General features: G+C 71.2%; 16 protein-coding genes, 2 tRNA genes and 1 riboswitch. Of the genes, 9 read left to right on the forward strand and 9 right to left on the reverse strand.

The genetic code is table 11. The features are described 5' to 3' along the window. A tRNA-Lys gene (locus IA22_RS0108320) sits at positions 1-74 on the forward strand. Between the two features lie 419 nt (positions 75-493). On the opposite strand, the gene IA22_RS0108330 is transcribed toward IA22_RS0108320, so the two are convergent. Together IA22_RS0108330 and IA22_RS0108335 are read right to left on the reverse strand one after the other, a co-directional pair. Next, positions 494-811 (reverse strand): SCO4225 family membrane protein, encoded by a 318-nt coding sequence (locus tag IA22_RS0108330; RefSeq protein ID WP_015578073.1) that lies wholly within the window; start codon positions 809-811, stop codon positions 494-496. A 164-nt stretch (positions 812-975) separates the two neighbouring features. Beyond that, positions 976-1,374, reverse strand: a complete 399-nt coding sequence (locus IA22_RS0108335) for a VOC family protein (protein ID WP_014155016.1) — start codon at positions 1,372-1,374, stop codon at positions 976-978. 129 nt (positions 1,375-1,503) lie between these two features. Here IA22_RS0108335 and IA22_RS0108340 point away from each other — a divergent pair, with 129 nt between their 5' ends. Then, positions 1,504-2,499, forward strand: a complete 996-nt coding sequence (locus tag IA22_RS0108340) for a helix-turn-helix transcriptional regulator (RefSeq protein WP_030123169.1) — start codon at positions 1,504-1,506, stop codon at positions 2,497-2,499. A 27-nt stretch (positions 2,500-2,526) separates the two neighbouring features. On the opposite strand, the gene IA22_RS0108345 is transcribed toward IA22_RS0108340, so the two are convergent. Further along, the gene (locus tag IA22_RS0108345; protein ID WP_014155014.1) at positions 2,527-2,982 is read right to left on the reverse strand and encodes a MarR family winged helix-turn-helix transcriptional regulator; all 456 of its coding nucleotides are present in this window, start codon (positions 2,980-2,982) and stop codon (positions 2,527-2,529) included. A gap of 175 nt (positions 2,983-3,157) precedes the next feature. On the opposite strand from IA22_RS0108345, the gene IA22_RS0108350 reads away from it, so the two are divergent. Both IA22_RS0108350 and IA22_RS0108355 read left to right on the forward strand, forming a co-directional pair. Then, complete coding sequence (locus IA22_RS0108350) at positions 3,158-4,612, forward strand: MFS transporter (protein WP_030123171.1); 1,455 nt, start codon at positions 3,158-3,160, stop codon at positions 4,610-4,612. Positions 4,613-5,039: 427 nt separating this feature from the next. After that, positions 5,040-6,383 (forward strand): ABC transporter substrate-binding protein, encoded by a 1,344-nt coding sequence (locus IA22_RS0108355; RefSeq protein ID WP_014155012.1) that lies wholly within the window; start codon positions 5,040-5,042, stop codon positions 6,381-6,383. Between the two features lie 20 nt (positions 6,384-6,403). Here IA22_RS0108355 and IA22_RS0108360 read toward each other — a convergent pair whose 3' ends face one another. The 3 genes from IA22_RS0108360 to IA22_RS0108370 all read right to left on the reverse strand — a co-directional run bounded on the left by IA22_RS0108360 (position 6,404) and on the right by IA22_RS0108370 (position 8,430). Continuing rightward, a complete protein-coding gene (locus IA22_RS0108360) occupies positions 6,404-6,625 on the reverse strand; it encodes a hypothetical protein (protein WP_014155011.1) in 222 nt (73 codons plus the stop codon). Between the two features lie 59 nt (positions 6,626-6,684). Next, positions 6,685-6,837: a hypothetical protein gene (locus IA22_RS37080; protein ID WP_014155010.1), complete on the reverse strand. Its 153-nt coding sequence runs from the start codon at positions 6,835-6,837 to the stop codon at positions 6,685-6,687. 207 nt (positions 6,838-7,044) lie between these two features. Continuing rightward, entirely contained in the window at positions 7,045-8,430 is a 1,386-nt protein-coding gene (locus IA22_RS0108370) for an FAD-binding oxidoreductase (RefSeq protein ID WP_030123173.1), read from the reverse strand. A 406-nt stretch (positions 8,431-8,836) separates the two neighbouring features. Between IA22_RS0108370 and IA22_RS0108375 the strand changes: the two genes are divergently transcribed. The 5 genes from IA22_RS0108375 to IA22_RS0108395 all read left to right on the forward strand — a co-directional run bounded on the left by IA22_RS0108375 (position 8,837) and on the right by IA22_RS0108395 (position 13,545). Next, a tRNA-Met gene (locus IA22_RS0108375) sits at positions 8,837-8,910 on the forward strand. Positions 8,911-8,950: 40 nt separating this feature from the next. After that, positions 8,951-9,697: a MerR family transcriptional regulator gene (locus IA22_RS0108380; protein WP_030123174.1), complete on the forward strand. Its 747-nt coding sequence runs from the start codon at positions 8,951-8,953 to the stop codon at positions 9,695-9,697. Between the two features lie 134 nt (positions 9,698-9,831). Further along, positions 9,832-10,989 carry a PP2C family protein-serine/threonine phosphatase gene (locus IA22_RS0108385; RefSeq protein WP_030123175.1) on the forward strand — a complete coding sequence of 386 codons (1,158 nt, stop codon included), beginning with the start codon at positions 9,832-9,834 and terminating at the stop codon, positions 10,987-10,989. A gap of 233 nt (positions 10,990-11,222) precedes the next feature. Then, a riboswitch (cyclic di-AMP (ydaO/yuaA leader) is annotated at positions 11,223-11,375 on the forward strand. Positions 11,376-11,386: 11 nt separating this feature from the next. Beyond that, positions 11,387-12,427, forward strand: coding sequence for a M23 family metallopeptidase (locus IA22_RS0108390; RefSeq protein ID WP_030123176.1), 1,041 nt, complete (start codon positions 11,387-11,389; stop codon positions 12,425-12,427). A 173-nt stretch (positions 12,428-12,600) separates the two neighbouring features. Continuing rightward, complete coding sequence (locus tag IA22_RS0108395) at positions 12,601-13,545, forward strand: aldo/keto reductase (RefSeq protein ID WP_030123177.1); 945 nt, start codon at positions 12,601-12,603, stop codon at positions 13,543-13,545. 19 nt (positions 13,546-13,564) lie between these two features. Here IA22_RS0108395 and IA22_RS0108400 read toward each other — a convergent pair whose 3' ends face one another. From IA22_RS0108400 to lhgO, 3 genes are all read right to left on the reverse strand, one after another. Next, complete coding sequence (locus tag IA22_RS0108400; protein ID WP_015578082.1) at positions 13,565-15,025, reverse strand: PrsW family intramembrane metalloprotease; 1,461 nt, start codon at positions 15,023-15,025, stop codon at positions 13,565-13,567. A 70-nt stretch (positions 15,026-15,095) separates the two neighbouring features. Further along, positions 15,096-16,013: a tRNA (guanosine(46)-N7)-methyltransferase TrmB gene (gene trmB / locus IA22_RS0108405; protein WP_015578083.1), complete on the reverse strand. Its 918-nt coding sequence runs from the start codon at positions 16,011-16,013 to the stop codon at positions 15,096-15,098. Beyond that, positions 16,006-17,262, reverse strand: a complete 1,257-nt coding sequence (lhgO, locus tag IA22_RS0108410; protein WP_030123178.1) for an L-2-hydroxyglutarate oxidase — start codon at positions 17,260-17,262, stop codon at positions 16,006-16,008. Before lhgO ends, trmB begins: the two co-directional genes overlap by 8 nt. Positions 17,263-17,320: the final 58 nt, after the last annotated feature.

Below are 17,320 nucleotides of genomic sequence, written 5' to 3' on the forward strand. Positions count from 1 at the left end.
GGGCCGTTAGCTCAATTGGTCAGAGCAGCGGACTTTTAATCCGTTGGTTGTGGGTTCGAGTCCCACACGGCCTACCGACCGCAGGGCGCGGGGATGACCCCCCGACCTGCGACTGAGCGCCCCGTCCGGCCGAAGCCGGGCGGGGCGCTCAGTCGTGTCCGGACGGGGCGCGTCGGCGGGTGTGGCCCGTGCCCCGAGCCGTCCGTGCCTCGCCACCACGGTGAGGGGATCCGGTCAGCCGATCGTCCGCAGCACCAGCCGCACCACGGTCATGAGGCCTCGCCCGATCCAGCCGAGCAGCCCCAGTTCCGCGGCCAGTTCGGCGGCATCCACGGCCGTCTCCGCCCGGTCCGCGGATTCGGAACGGCACCGGGGGCAGGAGCGGGGTCGGCGGCGCTTCCGCGCCCCGCACTTCTCGCACTTCGCCATGGCCTCACGCCTCGTTCGCGCGGGCGCCGTGGTCGGCGCCCGGGTATCGGTCGATGATGCTTGCTCAGGCGGTGGCGGTGCGTGCGGTCCGGCCGCGCAGCCAGCGGTACGCGGCACCGAGCGCCAGCGCCTGGACGACGGCTCCGACGGCGACGCCCGCGAAGGCCAGGGAGCCGGGGAGGGCCGTGAACAGCATAGAGGTCGGGGCGGTCACGATGAACAGCCAGACCCCGGCGAGACTGGCGTCCGCCCGCTCGACGAGAAGCGCGTCCAGCACGACCCACACGCCGACTGCGGCCACGGCGGCCAGGTAGCCCAGGGCGACGGGGTTCAGCAGGTGGTGACGAAGGGACTGGGGCAGGGTACGCGGCGAGGCAGCCATGTCTAACTCCGATGTGAGGAAACCGTGTTGCTCGGTGTGAGACACACGATGCCGTCGGGGCGGCGGCTGCGGCATGAGTACTCATACCCATGTTCGTATGGTGACGCCCTGCTCGGTCTCATCGGGTGCTTCGGCCTCACCGGGTAGGTAGCGGTCGTCCCGTCTCAGCGTGCGAACTTCGCGACGGCCGCAGGGGTGACGGGGGTGAAGAAGTTGACCAGGTTGCCGTCCGGGTCCCGGAACAGCAGCGAGCGGTTGCCCCACGGCATCGTGGTGGGCTCCGCCACGACCTCGGTGACGTAGCCGGTGAGATCGCGGTGCACGCGGTCCACGTCGTCGACGAGGAACTCGGTGATCACGCTGTGGTTCTCCGCCGGGCGGGCGGAGCCGGGGGCGAAGAGGGGGACGGTGCGGGTGCTCGCGATCGCCAGGGTGGCGGCGGGCGTCCTGAGTTCGGCGAAGTCGTCGTTGGCCCACTCCGCCCGCACCTGAGTGACGTGCTCGTAGAACGCGACGAGGCGTGCGACGTCACTGGTGATGATGCGGATCGAGACGAAGTTCATGAGGGTCTCCCCGGTCGTGCCGGCGTTCGTGCCGGCGTCGCGCCGGTGGTGTACCGGCGTCGTGCACCTCGGAGGCTAGGAGAGATAGTGGACAGTATTCGTCCTGTAAGCGGTCCTAGGCTTGTGTCCATGACCCGACCCGCCGGACGTGTGCTGACCCTCCTGGAGCTGCTGCAGTCGGGCGGCACCCGCACGGTGGCCGAGCTCGCCGACCGGCTCGGCGTCGACGGGCGGACCGTGCGGCGGTACGTGGAGCAGCTGATCGACCTCGATGTGCCCGTGGAGTCGGTGCGGGGCCGGTACGGCGGGTACAGGCTCGGCGCCGGGTACCGCCTGCCGCCCCTCATGCTGAGTGACGACGAGGCGCTGGCCGTGCTGCTCGGCCTCGTGGCGGGCCGCCGGGCGGCGCCGACGGGGGCGGGGCACACGGCGAGCGAGACGGCGTCCGCCAAGATCCGGCGCGTGCTGCCCGGGCATCTCGCCGGCCGGCTCGACGCGCTTCTCGAATCCCTGGCCTTCACGGACGGCCCCGGTGAGGCAGCCGTCCCGGACACCGGGGTCCTGCTCACGATCGCCGACGCGGTGCGTCACGGCCGGCCGGTCTCGATGAGATACACCGGCGGCGACGGCCGGCGCGGTGAACGCACCCTGCACGCCTACGGGATCGTCGCCCACGCGGGCCGGTGGTACGTCACCGGCAGGGACGCCGGGATCGGCGAGGACCGGACCTTCCGGCTAGACCGCATCACCGATGCGCGGGCTCTCCCCGGATCGTTCGAGGTGCCCGCGGGTACCGATCCTGCCGCGCGCCTGCTGTCGGGGTTCGCCACGGCCGGGTACCGGCACGAGGTGACCCTGCGGATCCAGGGAACGGCCGAGCAGATCAGGGCCCGCCTTCCCGCAGCCGTCGCGATCCTGGAGGCGGAGGAAGGGCCCGCGGCCGACGGTGACCCGACGCCCGGACGCTGGTGGCGTGTCGGTGTCCGGGCGGAGCGGCTCGACTGGCTGCCCCCGGTGCTGGCCGCGCTCGACCGGCCCTTCGTCATCGAGCGCCCCGACGAACTGCGCGACCTCGTCGCCGCGCTCGCCGACCGCCTCGCGTCGTCCGCCCGCCGGAACCCGTGAGGAACGCGGCGCCCTCCGGCCGCCGGCTCAGGGGCGCGGCCAGGGGCGGCCGCCGATGCGCTCGATGTCGGAGTTGAAACGCCGCAGGTAGCCGGCGAAGGCGGAGATGTCCTCGTCGGCCCAGTCGGCCATGACGCGCTCCAGGGAGCTGACCATGCCCTCGCGTTCCGCGTCGAGGGTCCTCGCCCCCTCCTCCGTGATGCGGAACTTGCGGGCCATGCCGCCGTCCGGATCGGGGATGCGCTCCACGAAGCCGGCGCGCATGACCGCGGCGGTCTGCCGGTTGAGGGTGGACACGTCGAGGTCGAAGGCCTCGCTGAGCTCACCGACGGACATGGGGCCCTGCACGCGGATACGGCTGAGCAGGACGTACGCGCTGCGCTCCAGGAGGCCGTCCTTGCGGCGTCCCTTTCTGTGGGTCAGCAGGCCGTGCCGGCTGAGCAGCATCTGCTCGTACTCGACCTCATGCGTTGCCCTCTTCATCGCGGGCACCTCCTGCTTCCTGCCGGGCGGGCCGGTGTGTCGTCGTGCCGTGGTGCGTGCCGACTTCATCGTATGTTTGCCAAGACTTGCATAAACCACATGACATGCATGATGCAATGCATGTGTACGATACCAATCCTCCATCGAACCGACCGGATAGCCGAGGACCCGAGATATGGACACGTCCCAGCCCACAGCCCGCACAGGCGGTGTGATCACGACGCTGGCGCTGGCCGGCACCGTCGCCGCCGTGATGCAGACGCTGGTGACCCCGCTGATCGCGGAGCTGCCGCGGATCCTGGACACCTCGTCCTCGAACGCCGCCTGGGTGGTCACGGTCACCCTCCTGGTCGCGGGTGTGTGCGTGCCGGTCACCGGCCGGCTCGGTGACCTCCTCGGCAAGCGCCGCATGCTGCTGGCCTGCGCGGTTCCGCTGATCGTCGGGTCCGTCGTCTGCGCACTGGCCTCCTCCGTGGTGCCGATGATCGTCGGGCGTGGTCTTCAGGGCATGGGCATGGGCATGGTGCCGCTGGGTATCGCGCTCCTGCGTGACGTGGTGCCCTACGAGAAGCTCAGCGGCTCCATCGCCCTCGTCAGCGCCTCCATGGGCATCGGCGGCGCCCTCGGCCTGCCGATCTCCGCGGCCGTAGCCGAGTACGCCAGCTGGCGCGTGCTGTTCTGGGGTTCCGCGGTCCTGGCCGTGATGATCGCCGTGCTCATCTACGTCTTCGTCCCGGACGTCCCGGCCGGGGCCAAGGGGCAGCGCTTCGACGCCCCCGGCGCGATCGGGCTCGCCATCGGCCTGGTGTCCCTCCTGCTGGCGATCTCCAAGGGCGCCGACTGGGGCTGGGGTTCGGGCACCACGCTCGGCCTGTTCGCGGTCGCGGTCGTGGCGCTCGGCACCTGGGGCTTCTACGAGCTGCGTACCCGTGACCCGCTCGTCGACCTGCGGACCACCGCCCGGCCGCGTGTGCTGCTCACCAACATCTCGTCGATCCTGGTCGGCGTCGGCATGTACTCCTTCATGCTCATCGCCCCGCAGCTGCTGCAGTTCCCCGAGGCCACGGGGTACGGCCTGGGGCAGTCGATGCTGGCCGCGGGCCTCTGGATGGCCCCCGGCGGCGTGATGATGATGATCGTCTCCCCGCTCGGCGGGAAGCTGATCAACGCACGCGGCCCCAAGATCGCCCTCGTGCTCGGTGCCCTCGTGATCTCCCTCGGCTACGGCCTCTCGCTCTTCCTGATGGGCTCCGCCTGGGGCCTCATGGTCGTCGGAATCGTCATCAACAGCGGCGTCGGCCTGGCCTACGGCGCGATGCCCGCCCTGATCATGAGCTCCGTCCCGCTCTCGGAGACCGCCGCGGCCAACGGCTTCAACACCCTGATGCGTTCGCTGGGCACCACCATCGGCTCGGCGGTCATCGGCGTAGTGCTGGCGCAGATGACCATGAACCTCGGCGGCTTCTCGCTCGCCTCCGAGGACGGGTTCCGCGTCGGCCTGATGATCGGCTGCGGGGTCGCCCTCGTCGCCGCCGCGGTCGCCGCGCTGATCCCGGGCCTCGTCCGTCCGGCCGCCGACGGCGACCGGACCGGGCCCTCCACGACGGACAAGGTCACCGTCGAAGCCTGACCGCGACAGCCGGGAGCGCCCCGGTCGTCGGAACGCGCGTTCCGACGACCGGGGCGCTCCCGCGTTCCCGGCCCCGAGAAGTTTCTGCTGCACGGGCATTGACCGGGGGAGTGGGCCGATTTACGTTCTTCGCGTTGCCCTTCGTATGTCATATATGAGACGCGATATGAGAGCCGAGCGCCCCATGCAGCCAGCCCCGAGCCCTCTTGCCCGGCGCCCCCGTCACCGCGGGAGACGCTGAGGCTCCCACCCGTCCGCCCCCGTCCGCCCGTCCCCCCTGACTCGCGCCGGCCCACCGGTTTCCTCCGGCTCCGCAGGACCGCCGGAGCACTTGCTTCCCCGAAGCACCTCCACCCCGCACGGTTCACGCCGCGGCGCCCTGCTGCCCGGCGTCCCGCCGGTGAGCACTCAGAGAAGAGAGCAGACCATGATCAAGCCCCGCAACAGCCGTCTCGCCGCAGCGATCTCCCTGGTGTCCGCCCTGGCCCTCACCGCCACCGCCTGCGGCGACGACGGGAGCGGCATGACCGGCGCGAAGGGTGCCGAGGGCCCGGGAACCGGGAAGATCGTGTTCTGGGACGAGAACGGCGGCGTCCGCACGGCGATCTGGAAGGAGATCATCGCCGACTTCGAGAAGGCCAACCCGGACATCGACGTGCAGTACGTGGGCATCGCCTCCACCGAGGCCCAGTCCAAGTACGACACCGCCATCCAGGGCGGCGGCCTGCCGGACGTCGGGGGCGTGGGCGCCGCGATGGTTGCCGGGATCACCGCGCAGGACGCCCTGGAGCCGCTCGACGACCGGATCGCGGAGAGCTCCCTCAAGGGCAAGCTCAACGATGCGATGGTCGAGAACGTGCGCAGCGCCGCCGGCCGGGACGAGCTGTACACGGTGCCGATCTCCGCCACCAACGGCGTCCTGTACTACCGGACGGACCTGTTCGAGAAGGCCGGGCTCGACGAGCCGGACACCTGGGACGAGTTCTACGGGGCCGCCGCGAAGCTGACGGACAAGAAGAAGAACCAGTTCGGCTACACCATCCGCGGCGGCCCGGGTTCCATCGCCCAGGCACTGGACGCGATGTACGGGCAGTCCGGCATCGACTCGTTCTGGGACGAGTCAGGGACGAGGACGACGGTCAACGACCCGAAGAACGTCGCGGCGCTGGAGAAGTACGTCGGGCTGTACAAGAAGTCCACCCCGGAGGCCGACCTCAACAACGACTTCACCAAGATGGTCGCCCAGTTCGACTCCGGCGGCATCGCCATGCTCAACCACAACCTGGGCTCCTACCAGGACCACGTGAGTTCGCTCGGTACCGACAAGTTCCGTGGCATCCCGCAGCCGGAACTCGCCGACGGGACCCGGGTGATGGTCTCCAACCCGGTCTCGGGCCTCGGTCTGCTCAAGTCGTCCGAGAACAAGGCGGCGGCCTGGAAGTTCATCGAGTTCGCCGCGTCCCACGCCTCGAACTCCAAGTTCAGCGAGTCCGCCGGCCTGATCCCGGCGAACAAGGAAGCGGCCGAGGACCCCTGGCTCGACAAGGCCGAGACCACGAAGCTCGGCGCCGAGGCGCTGTTCTCGGGCAACACCAAGATCGTCCAGCTCCCCTACTACCTGCCGGACTGGAACACCTTGTCCAAGGCCGACAGCGAGCCGGGCTTCCAGAAGGTGATGCTCGGCAAGACGAGTGCCAAGGACTTCCTGGACACGCTCGCCGAGAACCTCGACGAGGCCCAGGCGGAGTGGAAGGAACAGCAGCAGGGCTGATCCGGGGCGGGGCCTGGACCCTAGTCCAGGCCCTCCTCCCGCAGTTGGTACATCAGGAGGAACGTCCGGTAGGTCTCCGAGGACACGTCCAGGCACACGTCCGGCCGGTTGGTCCACGTGGAGAGGTTGTCGAGGGCCCGCCGGCAGGCGGCCTCGGTCTCCGTCCTGGACGGGATGTTCGAGATGAACGCGGCGATCAGCAGGACCACTGCGAGGACGACCACGCCGATACGGATGCGCATGGTCTCCCAACGACCGGCCGGCCGGGCCGGTCACTCGGGGCAGGTCACGGGCTCCCGGATCACTCCGACTCGTCGGTGAACGGCGGCAGGTCGGGCTCGATGAACAGGCCCGCGTACTGCGGCGAGGGCAGCGGGGCCGCGGCGCCCGTGTCGACGGTGGTGGTCGCGCTGTCGGCGTGCCGCTGGATCGTGCGGGAGGGCATGTCGGTCATGTCGGCTGTCCTGTACGTAGGTGTGGTGAGAGCCCCGTGACCGAGCCGCCGCGTCGATGCCGCGCCGGTCCCGACCGGTACGGCGACGATGTGCCGCTACCGGTCCCGCGCCGCTCCGGGGGCGTCCGGATCATCTGTGCGGCGGTGTATGCAGACTGTAACCCTCCCGGCACGGCTTTCCGCAGGTATTCCGGGCCCGGCGTCATGTCAGTGCGGCGGCGCGGGCTCGATGTTCTGGTTTGCGTGGAACAGGTTGTGCGGATCGTACGTCCGCTTGGCCTCGGAGAGCCGGTCGTAATGGCCCCGGTAGGTGGCCTTGACCCGGTCCTGGGACTCGTCGGTGCCGATGAAGTTCACGTAGCCGCCGCCCATGGAGTGCGGGTGCAGCGCTTCCCAGTAGCCGACGGCCCACTCCCGCAGCGCCGCCGCGTTGGCCGGGTCGGGGTCGATGCCGGCGATGACGCCGGACCAGTGTGCGTCGCGGTAGGCCCACGCGGTGTCGTCCGGGCCGACACGGCCCGCGGCCCCGTCGACCGGGTACAGGTGCATGGTCGACAGGCCGGTGGGGAGCCTCTCGGCGAAGGAGGCGTGCACGTCGACGGCGTCGTCCGTGATCCGGTCGAAGAAGTCGCCCCGCCAGTACCACTGGAGGCCGGCCGGCATCAGCGCGTCGAACATGCTCTGCAGGGCCGGGTAGGGCATCGGCGTCGTGAAGTGGAAGGCGGGCGTACCGGGTTCGTTCACGACGGCGAGGGTCTCGCCCAGCGCTTCCGGGTCCGCCGTCGAGGACCAGACGACCCCGCACATCTTCCGGCCGTGGATCTCCTCGGGGAAGGGCGGGCCCGGCGGGACCGTCAGCGAGGCGAAGAAGCCGTAGAGGTCGTCCGGCGCCTGCGGCAGGAAGTCGCGGTACCAGCGGATGACGTCGTGGAAGAGCTCCAGGGGCCACAGGGTGACGGCGACACCCACCGTGTCCACGGGGTGCAGCTCGAAGTCGAAGGACGTGACGACGCCGAAGTTGCCGCCGCCGCCCCGGAGCGCCCAGAACAGGTCGGAGTGCTCACTCGGGTTGGCCGAGACGAAGGTGCCGTCGGCCAGGACCACGTCCGCGGAGACCAGGTTGTCCACGGAGAGGCCGTACTTGCGGGTCAGGTAGCCGTGTCCGCCACCGAGGGTGAGCCCGCCGATCCCAGTCGTGGACATGATCCCCGCCGGGGTGGCGAGTCCGAACGCGTGGGTGGCGTGGTCGAAGTCACCCAGCGTCGCACCTCCGTCGGCCTGGGCGGTCTGGGTGGCCGGGTCGACCCGCACGCCGCGCATGGGGGAGAGGTCCAGGGTGACCGCGCCGTCGGAGAGGCCCAGTCCGGGGCCGCTGTGTCCACCGCCCCGGACCGCCACGTCCAGGTCGTTCGCGCGGATGAACTTCACGGCCTCGATGACGTCCGCCGTGTCGCGGCACATGACCACGGCCGACGGTTTCTTGTCGATCATGGCGTTGTAGACCGTACGGGCCTGCCCGTACGCCTGGTCGTCCGGGCCGATGACCGGTCCGCGCAGAGCGGTTCGCATCGTCTCGAGGAGGGCGCCGTCCATGATCGTCTCCTAGCGCGCACATGCGTCCGGGCCTGCTCCTGTACCACCCGTCGCGGAGGGGTTCACCGGTCGGCGCCGGCACCCGGGGGCGCCGGGCGGACGGGACGGACGCCGAAAAGTTCTCACGTCCAGCGTCCCGCCGCTCCGGGGGCGGCGCAATCGCGGAGCGCCGCCTCGGGTCGGGCGTGGCGCGGCCGGGGAGGCCGGGGCCGGGCGGGATGCCGGATCCGGGGATGTGGAAACTCCCGTGGGCGCGCCGCTCCGTGATCCAACTCCTCCTGCATCAAACTCTGTTGGAGTTGCGATCTACTCGGTTCGACTCTTCCGGGGAGAAGGGTGCGGGGGTGCGGCGGCCAAACATGGTCGGAGCACCCTCCTGGATGACGTAGAGTTGTACTCACAACGACGCGGGGTGGAGCAGCTCGGTAGCTCGCTGGGCTCATAACCCAGAGGTCGCAGGTTCAAATCCTGTCCCCGCTACTGAAGACAGAGGCCTGCGTGAAGATCTAGCGTTTCCGGCATGGAGTGGTCCATACAGGAAATCGCCCGGCGGGCCGGCACCACGAGCCGGACCCTGCGGCACTACGGAGACGTCGGTCTCCTCGAGCCGAGCCGCAAGGGCGCCAACGGCTACCGCTATTACGACCAGGAGGCCCTGGTCCGGCTCCAGCGCATCCTGCTGCTGCGGGAACTGGGGCTCCCGCTGCCCGCGATCAAGGACGTCCTGGAGGGCCAGCGGGACACCGCGACGGCTCTTCGGACCCATCTGCGCCTGCTGGAGCAGGAACGGGAGCGCATCGGGCGGCAGATCGCCTCGGTGCGGACCACTCTGCGCAGGACCGAGGAAGGGGAGGAACTCATGGCCGAGGAAGTGTTCGACGGATTCGACCACACGGCGTACGAGGAGGAGGTCACCGAGCGTTGGGGCCGGGAGGCGTACGAGCGGAGCGGCCGGTGGTGGCGCGGGCTGAGCGAGGCCGAACGCGCCCGCTTCCAGGGCGTGCACGAGGAGATCGCCCGGGACTACGGGGTGGCCAGGGCCGCCGGTCTGGAACCCGGCGGCGAGGAGGCGCAGGACATCGCGCGGCGGCACTGCGCGTGGCTGTCGGCGACGGCCGAGGTGACCCGCGCCTATGTGACCGGGCTCGGGGAGATGTACGTCGCCGATCCGCGCTTCGGGAGGAACTACGATCGCCACGGGGACGGAACCGCCGTCTTCGTACGGGATGCACTGACGATCTACGCGCAGCACCGGCTCTCCGACTGACCCCCGGAGAACCAGGCTCCGGGCGCGCTCGTCCCTTCGGCCCATGACGCGTCGCCCTTCGGCGCGGCTCCGGACGGCCGGGTCGGGGCGCGATACCGTCCGCAGCCGTGGGTGGAGCGGGCAGGAGTACACAGGTGGGGAAGCGGGACGGGCGGCGTAGGGACGTGGGCGGGGGCTCCCGTTCCCGGCGGTTCGTGCGTGCGCTGCCCGCCCTGATGATCTGTGCCGGCGTGGCCTTCGACCTCGGGACGCCGGCCGAGGTCACCGCGGTCCCCCTCTTCACCGCGGCTCCGCTGATCGCCGCCCCGTTCTTCTCGCTGGCCGGCACCGTCAGGGTCGGCGTGGCCGCCGTCCTCGTCGTATTCGTCCTCCGGTCGTCCGACGGCGCGCTCGCCGGGGTCGTGTCGATCACGGACCTGCTGACCCTGGTGACCGTCGTCGCGCTCTCCCTCGTCATCAACCGCGTCGTGCGCCGTGGGAACGAGCAGCTGGCCTCGGCGAGGGTCATCGCGGAGACCGCCATGCGCGCGGTCCTGCCGACGCCCGAGGACCGGATCGGAGGGCTGGAGGTCGCGGCACGGTACGAGGCGGCCCAGGCGGACGAGTTCGTCGGCGGTGACCTGTTCGCCGCCGCGGACACCCCGTACGGGGTGCGACTGGTCGTCGGGGACGTCCGGGGCAAGGGCCTGGACGCCGTGGCGGCGGTGGCCGTCGTGATCGGGGCGTTCCGGGAGGCCGCCGAGCAGGAGAGGTCGCTGGAGGGGGTCGCCCAGCGGCTGGAGCGGGCGCTGGCCCGGGAGGGCTCGCGGCGGGGCGGGCTCGACTCGATGGAGGGTTTCGTCACCGCGGTGCTGGCGGAGATCCCGGTCGGCTCGGACACCCTGAAGGTCATCAACCGCGGCCACCCCGAGCCGCTCGTGCTCCACCCCGACGGTTCGCTCGACGTGCTGGTGCCGACCGAGCCCGCCCTGCCGCTCGGGATGGGGCTCGGAGCGTGGCCCGACCGGGCCGACGAGTGGACGCTGCCGGCCGGGGCGATGTTCCTGGCGTTCACCGACGGGCTCTCCGAGGCGCGGGACGTGAAGGGGGCGTTCTACGACCCGGCGGACCGGCTTCGTGGCCGGCTCTTCCCGGGGCCCGAGGAACTGCTGTCCGCGCTCACGGACGACGTACGGCTGCACACGGGTGGCCGGTCGACGGACGACCTGGCGCTCCTCGCGGTCGCCCGCCCGGCGAGGGGTCAGCAGGGGCGCCGGACCACCGTGAAGATCGTGCGACGGGACAGTGAATGAACGGTCACCACCGTCGGTAGTCGAAGGACCCCGCTCCGCATAACATTTGACGTACCGTCAGAAACTGACGGCTGGAATATGCGCGTTCAACTCGCCCTTTTGCGCCCGATTGACCCCTGTAAGTCCAGGCCGGGGGCGTCAATGATCTATGGGAACAGCTTGGAATCGGGCCCGTGTGTCTATTAACGTTCGATAACGCAGCGCGGTTGTACCTGCCGTCGCAAGAGGCGGCACCGTGCGCAGCGCCGAATTCCGCAAGGGAACCGGGGAACCACCTACATGGGGTGAATCGGACACCTGTGTCTCGCGAGAGACGAAGGGGTCCGTAGGAGACCTTCCTGCTCCGAACCCGTCAGCTAACCCGGTAGGCGAGAAGGAAGGAAAGGAGTGCGCCCACGTGGCGTCCAACCAGCCTGCCCCCGAGGCCCCGTCACCCTTCAGGTCCGACAGCTTCGGAGACGAGGGCAGGACGTGGGAGGAATGGAACCCCACCGAGGAGTCCATCCGTCCCGTACGCGGCCGGCATCGCGTAGCCAAGCAGCGCGGCCTCGCCCGTAGCTCCACCGTCCTCGGCGTCGGGGTCATCGCGGCCGTCGGTGCGGGTGGCATGGCCACCGCGCAGAGCAAGCCGCCGGTCTCCATCTCTCTTCCCGATTCCATCGCGGACAATCTTCCTGACGCCAAGTCCCTGCCCGGCGTGGGCGCGTTCATGTCCGGCGACTCCGACTCGGACCACGAGACGGTCGCCGCTTCCTCCCCGCTCACCACCGCGGGCATCACCGCGGCCGAGGCCGAGGGAGGCGCCACCGACGCGGGTGAGGCGCTGCGCGCCCGCATCCTCCAGCAGGCCGAGCAGCAGCAGGCCGGAGCCGACGCCGAGGCCAAGGCCGCCCAGGAGAAGGCGGCGGCCGAGGCGGCCGCGGCCCAGGCGGCGAAGCAGCAGAGCGTGGCCGAGGCCGAGGCCGCCGCGAAGAAGAAGGCGGCGGAAGAAGCGGCGGAGAAGAAGGCGGAGGCCGAGCGCCTCGCCAAGCTCGCCGCCAGCTACGCCGTACCGACCTCGTCGTACTACATCAGCTCGACCTTCGGCCAGGCCGGTTCGATGTGGTCCTCCGGGCACCACACCGGGCTGGACTTCGCGGCCCCGACCGGGACCCCGGTCAAGGCCGTGCACAGCGGCACGGTGAAGTCGGCCGGCTACTCCGGTTCGTACGGCTACCGCACGGTCCTGGAGCTCGACGACGGCACCGAGATCTGGTACTGCCACCAGTCCTCGATGGACGTGTCCGCCGGGCAGAAGGTCACCACCGGCCAGACCATCGGCCGGGTCGGCGCCACCGGCAACGTGACGGGTGCCCACCTGCACCTCGAGGTCCACACCGCGGACGGCACGGGCATCGACCCGATGGCCTGGCTCCGCGGCAAGGGCCTCACGATCTGATCCCACGCGCCGGCGACCGGCGCGGCAGAACCCCGGCGGCCCTGACGCACGACCCCCCGACGTCAGGGCCGTCGGCCTGTCCGGGGCCGTGGCGGCCGGGAGCGGGCGGCGGTGGCCGGGCACGCCGCCAGCGGAACGGAATAGTTGCCTCCGCCAGCTGGTTGTTCCTGGGCATGACGTCTTTGCGCCCGCTCGGTTCATCGAGCCTTCAGGTCTTTCCCCTCGCCCTCGGCGGCAACGTCTTCGGCTGGACCGCCGACGAGGAGCGGACGTTCGCCGTCCTCGACGCGTACGTCGCGGCCGGCGGCAACTTCATCGACACCGCCGACTCCTACTCCGCCTGGATCCCGGGCAACGAGGGTGGTGAGTCGGAGACCCTCATCGGCAAGTGGCTGGCGGCCCGTTCCCGCCGCGACGACGTCGTCATCGCCACCAAGGTCGGCGCCCACCCCTCGTACAAGGGGCTCTCGCCCACCACGATCAAGGCGGCGGCCGAGGCGTCCCTGCGCCGGCTCGGCACCGACCACATCGATCTGTACTACACGCACTTCGACGACGAGAGCGTCCCCGTCGAGGAGATTGTCACCGCGCTCGACCAGCTGGTGAAGGCGGGGACCGTGCGCGAGATCGCCGCCTCCAACATCAGCGCCGAGCGGCTCCGGGCCTCCCTGGAATTCTCCGAGCGCGAGGGCCTGGCCCGCTACGTCGCGCTCCAGCCGCACTACAACCTCGTCTCGCGCGACACCTACGAGGGCGCCCTCCAGGACACGGCGGCCGCCGCCGGTCTCGCCGCGGTCCCGTACTTCGCGCTCGCCGCGGGCTTCCTCACCGGCAAGTACCGGCCGGGGACGACCGTCGAGAGCGCGCGGGCCGAGGGCGCCGGCAAGCACCTGGAGACCGAGCGAGGCCGCAAGGTGCTCGCCGCGCTCGACCGGATCGCCCAGGAGCACGACGCCGAGATCGCCACGGTCGCCCTCGCCTGGCTGACCTCCCGGCCGACCGTCACCGCGCCCATCGCCTCCGCGCGTACCGTCGAACAGCTGCCCGCGCTGGTGGCGGTGGCAGGCCTCCGGCTGAGTGAGCAGGAGCTCGCGGAGCTGACCGAGGCATCCGCCTGAAACCACCCGCGGGACGACCTCAGGCGGGCGGCGGGGTCCGCCGCCCGCCGTCGTCCATGTACGGGTTGGGTCCGCCGTAATGCCGGTGCGGCGCGGGGAGCTGCTGCGGCTGCGGGGGCGGACCGCCGCGGGGGTACTGCCGGGGAAACGGGGGCGGTACGGGCGGCCGGTGGGCGCGCAGCCGGCCGGCCGCATGGGCCGCGTACGTCAGGGCCGGTCCCGCGATCTCCCGGCGCTGCCAGAGGTGGTGCAGCAACTCCTGCTCGCGCAGGGCGAAGTCCTTGCCCGCCCCGTCGTGGCGCGCCCTCCGGCGCAGCATGGCCAGGGACGTCGCGAACGACTCGTACTCGGCGACGGCACGGGCCGCCGCCTTGCCCCGGGCGCGGTCGGGGTGGCCGTTCCAGTGCCTGGCCATGTCACGCGCCATGCCCCGCGCCCGCATCGAGGCCAGCGCGAGCGGCTCTGCGGGGGCCAGCCAGCCGGCCGCCGCGTACACCGGCAGCTCGGTGGAGAGCGTGCGCAGCTCCCGCTGGCGCGACCAGATCGCCAGCCAGGTCACCAGACCGAAGGACGGCATCATGAAGACGCCGTACACCAGGTAGAAGCCGTACGGGCCGAACGCCGACGAGCCGTTCCACAGGGCGTGCATGCCCATGGCGAGGACGAGCCCCACCAGGGGCAGGACGACGCGGCGTACCCGGTGGCGTGCCCCGCCGAGCGCGGCGATGCCGAAGCCGATGCCGGAGAGCACGGTGAACAGGGGATGCGCGAACGGCGACATCACCACGCGGACGAAGAACGTCCCGGCGGTCACCGAGGCGAAGCCCGTGGTGCCGAGCTGCTGGTCCTCACCGAAGGCGTTGCCCAGGTAGAGGATGTTCTCGGTGAAGGCGAAACCGGTCGCGGTGAAACCGGCGACCACGATGCCGTCGACGATCCCGCCGAACTGCCGTCTGCGGAAGAGGAAGATCAGCAGGACCGCGATGGCCTTCGCGCTCTCCTCGACCACCGGCGCGACGAGCGTGGCCCCGAGCGTGTCGGCGCTCGCCGGATCCGCGGTCGCCGTCGCTATCCACCGGGTCGCGAAGGAGTTGGCGATGATGGCCACGAGCGCCGCGGCGCACGCACCCCAGGAGAAGGCGAACAGCAGATTCCGCCATGGCCCCGGTTCGACCCGGTCCAGCCAGCGGAACGCCGCCATCAACAGCGGCACGGGCAGCACCGCCAGCCCCAGACCCACCAGGAAGCCCTCGGTGCCCGTCTGCTGACGTACCAGCGCCAGGATCACCAGACCGCACAGGGCGAGCACCGTGATCACCGCACCGGCACGGAACGCCTTGCTGCGCCAAACCATGCCGACGCGGCGGGGCCGGTAACGCCACTGGCCTCGCTCCGGGACGGCGCCCAGGAACTCGTCGAGCTGCTGCCCTTCGAGAACCGGGACGGCCGGCTGCTGGTGCTGCACGGACCCCTCGGACATCCGACGACCCTAACGAGGGCGACTGACACCTGGCCACGCAGCCGGGGCCGGGGCGCCGGCCCATGGCCGATCAGCGACGGGTGAACAGCACGTCGTGCACGACGTGCCCCTTGTCCAGGCCCTGCCCCTCGAAGCGGGTCAGCGGCCGGAACGCGGGCCGCGGCGCATAGCCACCGTCCGCCTGGGTGTTCTCGAACAGGGGGTGCGCCGACAGGACTTCCAGCATCTGCTCCGCGTACGGCTCCCAGTCCGTGGCGCAGTGGACGAGCGCGCCCGGCTTCAGCCGCTGCGCCACCAGGTCGAGGAACTCCGTCTGGATCAGCCGCCGCTTGTGGTGCCGCTTCTTGGGCCACGGGTCGGGGAAGTACACCCGGAGCCCGTCCAGAGCGGCCGGTTCCAGCATCTCGCGGAGCAGGATGATCGCGTCGCCGTTGGCGACACGGACGTTGGAGACCCCCGCCCGGTCCGCGAGGCCCAGCAGGTTGCCCTGGCCGGGCGTGTGCACGTCGACGGCCAGGATGCCGGTGTCCGGGTCCTCGGCCGCCATCTGGGCCGTCGCCTCGCCCATGCCGAAACCGATCTCCAGGACCACCGGGAGACCGTCGAACAGTGTGGGGAGGTCGAGGACACCGCGGCCGTCGATGTCCAGGCCCCACTTGGGCCACAGACGCTGGAGCGCGTCCTCCTGGCCGGCGGTCACCCGGCTGCGGCGCGGCTGGAAGCTGCGGATCCGGCGCTCGTGGTGCGAGCCCGCCGGATCGGCCGCCGGACCACCGGGGAAGCGGGGTTCCTGGCGCAGTCTCCGCTGGCGCTCGAAGGAGGCCGCACGGCGCGCCGCCGCGTCCGCCTCGGCGTCGGTGGCTGCCTCCGCGCCGGAGGGGTCCGGTGCGGCGTCGAGGCCGGGGCCGGGCGCGGAGTCCGGCGCCGAGCCGGGCGTCTCCGGGGCGGGGCCGGGCGTCTCTGGGGTGGGGTTCAGGGGCTCAGACACAATGACCCGATTCTACGGCGGGAGGCGTCCACCCCGTCGCGCGAGCCCGCAGCAGGGCCCGTCGCGCCACCTCCCTCCCGATGGGCAGGGACGCGGTGGCCGCGGGGGACGGGGCGTTCAGTACGTGCACCGTGTGCGGGGCGTCCCGGATCAGGAAGTCGTCCACCAGGGTGCCGTCGCGCAGGACCGCCTGGGCCCTCACACCGGCCGGAGAGGGCCGCAGGTCGGCCTCCGTCACCTCGGGCAGCAGACGCCGCACGGCCCGGGTGAACGCGCTCTTCGACAGCGATCTGTGCATCTCGCCCGCCCCGTACCGCCAGTGGCGCCGGGCGATCCGCCAGGAGCCGGGCCAGGCCAGGGTGGCGGCCAACTCGCCCGGACGGACGACGGTGCGGTCGTATCCCTCGCGTGCCAGCGCCGGCACGGCGTTCGGTCCGACGTGGACCGAGCCGTCGACCCCCCGCGTCAGGTGCACCCCGAGGAAGGGGAACGCGGGGTCGGGCACCGGATAGACGAGGCCGCGCACCAGCTCGGGTCTGGCCAGCTCGTAGTACTCCCCGCGGAAGGGCACGATGCGTGCCCCCGGCTCGTCGCCCGCGAGCAGCGCGACCCGGTCACTGTGCAGTCCCGCGCAGTTGACCAGCACGCGGGCCCTGACCACCTGGCCGTCGGCCGTGCGCACCGCGACACCCCAGGGACGCCGGTCGACGGCGACGACCTCCGCGCCGTAACGGATCTGCCCGCCGGACACGGTCACCTCGGACGCGAACCGGACGGCCACCGCGGTGAAGTCGCACACCCCCGTGGTGCCCACCCGGATCGCCGCCAGGCCGCGCACGTGCGGCTCGTACTCCGTGATCTGGGCGGGTCCGAGCTCCCGGACCGGCAGGCCGTGCGCCCGGCCGCGCTGCACCAGCGCGTGCAGCCGGGGGAGCTCCGCCCGGCCGGTCGCGACGATCAGCTTCCCCGTCACCGCGTGGTCGATCCCGTGCTCCACGCAGAAGTCCACCAGCTCGGCGGCGCCCCGCACCGCGTAGCGCGCCTTGAGCGAGCCCGGGGCGTAGTAGATGCCGCTGTGGATCACCCCGCTGTTGCGCCCGGTCTGGTGCCGGGCCGGGCCCCACTCCTTCTCCAGCACCGTGACCCTGGTGCCGGGCGCGGTGCGCGTGAGCGCGTACGCGGTCGACAGACCGACGATTCCGCCACCGATCACCAGCACATCGCAGTCGTACGCCGCGTGCGTCATCATCACGCCACCTCCCACCCCGATAGTGCACTGACCCACTGACAACGCGCTCAAACCAGGG

The sequence above is a fragment of the Kitasatospora papulosa genome, from assembly GCF_000717245.1.
Lineage (GTDB): Bacteria > Actinomycetota > Actinomycetes > Streptomycetales > Streptomycetaceae > Streptomyces > Streptomyces papulosus.